Annotated in this window: 1 protein-coding gene; it reads left to right on the top strand. The window is 73.2% G+C overall.

The annotated features are described in order from the left end of the window. Positions 1–127 precede the first annotated feature (127 nt). On the top strand, positions 128–2974 hold the full coding sequence (locus ABZY57_RS32505; RefSeq protein ID WP_356518112.1) for an Rne/Rng family ribonuclease: 2847 nt from the start codon (positions 128–130) through the stop codon (positions 2972–2974). Positions 2975–3017 lie beyond the last annotated feature (43 nt).

Raw genomic sequence — 3017 nt, 5'->3', positions numbered from 1 at the left:
GCTTCGGCGGCGGGGGCGGCGGCGGGGGCCTCGGCGGCCGGAGCCACGGGCTGCGCGGCGGCGGCCGGTGCGGTGGTGGAGCGGGTGGCGCGGCGGTGGCCGCCGCGCCGGGCGTCCCGCCGTCGCCGTGTTCCAGGCCCCGGTGTTCGCCGAGCCGATGTTCCAGACCCCGGAGACCGCAGCCATGATGGCCGCGGCCGCCGCTGCCGCCGCCCCGGCCGAGGAGGTCGAGGAGGAAGACCTCGACCTCGTCGAGGCCGAGGCCGAGGTGGCCCCCGCGCCGCAGCCGGCCGGCCGTCGCCGCCGCCGTGGCCGCGGAGCCGCCGCCGAGACCGCCGCGCCCGTGGCCCCGGCTCCGGCCGCCGCCGCGCCGTCCGGCCCGGTCACGCTGGCCGACGTGGAGATGGTCGAGGAAGAGTCCGAGACCGAGGCCTACGAGGACGAGACCGACGAGTCGGGCGACCGCCCGTCGCGCCGTCGCCGCCGCGGTGGCCGTCGCCGCCGCCGCGGTGAGGCCGCCGACCTCGACGAGTCCGCCGAGGAAGAGGCCGAGGCCGAGTCCGCCGAGGAGGGGGACGCCGAGGACACCGAAGAGGCCGAGGACGACGAGGACAACGGGGCCCTCGGCTCCAGCTCCAGCCGTCGTCGCCGGCGTCGTCGCCGTCGCAGCGGTGACGGTGGTACGGACGCCGACGCGGCCGAGGACGACGGTGTGCGCACGGTCGTCAAGGTCCGCGAGCCGCGCCCGGCGCGCGAGCGCTCGGAGTTCGTCGCCGGATCCGGCTCCACCTCCTCCGACGAGGTCCAGTCCATCAAGGGCTCGACCCGCCTGGAGGCCAAGAAGCAGCGCCGCCGCGAGGGTCGCGAGCAGGGCCGCCGCCGCGTCCCGATCATCACCGAGGCCGAGTTCCTGGCCCGCCGCGAGGCCGTCGAGCGCGTCATGGTCGTCCGCCAGAGCGGCGAGCGCACCCAGATCGGCGTCCTCGAGGACAACGTGCTCGTCGAGCACTACGTCAACAAGGAGGAAGCCACCTCGTACGTCGGCAACGTCTACCTGGGCAAGGTCCAGAACGTGCTGCCGTCCATGGAGGCCGCCTTCATCGACATCGGCAAGGGCCGCAACGCGGTCCTGTACGCCGGTGAGGTCAACTTCGAGGCGCTCGGCATGGCCAACGGGCCGCGCCGCATCGAGTCCGCCCTCAAGTCCGGCCAGTCGGTCCTGGTGCAGGTCACCAAGGACCCGATCGGCCACAAGGGTGCCCGCCTGACCAGCCAGGTCTCGCTGCCCGGCCGCTACCTGGTCTACGTGCCCGAGGGCTCGATGACCGGCATCAGCCGCAAGCTGCCCGACACCGAGCGCGCGCGCCTGAAGACCATCCTCAAGAAGATCGTCCCCGAGGACGCGGGCGTCATCGTGCGCACCGCCGCCGAGGGTGCGAGCGAGGACGAGCTGCGCCGCGACGTCGAGCGTCTGCAGGCCCAGTGGGAGGACATCCAGAAGAAGTCGAAGCAGATCTCGACCTCTTCGCCGAGCCTCCTGTACGGCGAGCCGGACATGACCGTCCGCGTCGTGCGCGACATCTTCAACGAGGACTTCTCGAAGGTCATCGTCAGCGGTGACAGCGCCTGGGAGACCATCCACGGCTACGTGAACCACGTGGCCCCGGACCTGGCCGACCGGCTGTCGCGCTGGACCTCCGAGGTGGACGTCTTCGCGACGTACCGGATCGACGAGCAGCTCGCCAAGGCGCTCGACCGCAAGGTGTGGCTGCCCTCGGGCGGCTCGCTTGTGATCGACAAGACCGAGGCGATGATCGTCATCGACGTCAACACCGGCAAGTTCACCGGTCAGGGCGGCAACCTCGAAGAGACCGTCACCAGGAACAACCTGGAGGCGGCCGAGGAGATCGTGCGCCAGCTGCGGCTGCGCGACCTCGGCGGCATCGTGGTCATCGACTTCATCGACATGGTCCTGGAGTCCAACCGCGACCTGGTCCTGCGGCGCATGCTGGAGTGCCTGGGCCGTGACCGCACCAAGCACCAGGTCGCCGAGGTGACCTCGCTGGGTCTGGTCCAGATGACCCGCAAGCGGGTGGGCCAGGGTCTGCTGGAGTCCTTCTCCGAGACCTGCGTCCACTGCAACGGCCGCGGCGTCATCGTGCACATGGAGACCCCGACCGTGGTCGGCGGTGGCGGCAACGGCAAGCGCTCCAAGCGCCGCGGTGGCCAGGCCGGACACGAGCACGACCACGAGATCGAGGCCGTGGACACCGCCGAGGGCGATGTCTACGAGATCGAGACCGAGGCGGAGCTGGCTGCCGAGGTCGCCGCCCCGGTGGCCCTGCCCGAGCCCTCCTTCGTCGCCGACGAGGAGCTCTACAGCAGCCCGGCCGAGGCCGAAGCCGCTGCCGGAGTGAGCGGGCGCCGCACCCGCCGTCGTGCCACCCGTAAGGCGACCGCTCCGGCGGGCGCCCCGGCCGAGGCCGTCCAGGCACCGGAGCCGGTCGAGGCCCCCGTGGCCGAGCCGGAGCCGGAGGTCGTCGCCCCGGCCGAGCCGGTCGTCGCCCCGGCCCAGGCCGAGCCCGTCGAGGCCGCGCCGGCCCGTCCGCGTCGCCGTGCGACCCGTAAGGCCACCGCTCCGGCCGGTTCCCCGGCGGGCGCGGAGGCGGCCGTACTGGTCGTCGAGACGCCGGTCGAGGCTCCGGTGGAGACCCAGGCCGAGCCTGTCGAGGAGGCCGCCCCGGCGGCTCCCGCCAAGAAGGCGGTCCGCAAGACGGCCGCCAAGAAGGCGACCACGACCGCGGCGAAGAAGGCCCCGGCCAAGAAGGCGGCGGCCGTGAAGAAGACCGCCGCCAAGAAGACGGCGACGGCCAAGACGGCCGCGAAGAAGACCGTGGCGAAGCGGGCGACGAAGAAGACCGCGGCGGCCGAGCAGCAGACGCTGCCCTCCGTCTCGGCTCCGACCGAAGCCTGATCCGCGGATCCCGCTCCACCCGGCCCCGCCCGGCACCGCATGC

Origin of the sequence: Streptomyces sp. NPDC006450, assembly GCF_040612195.1 — a bacterium.
GTDB lineage: Bacteria > Actinomycetota > Actinomycetes > Streptomycetales > Streptomycetaceae > Streptomyces.
The sequence above is the reverse complement of the archived record's forward strand: the minus strand, read 5'-3'. Positions and strand labels throughout refer to the sequence as shown.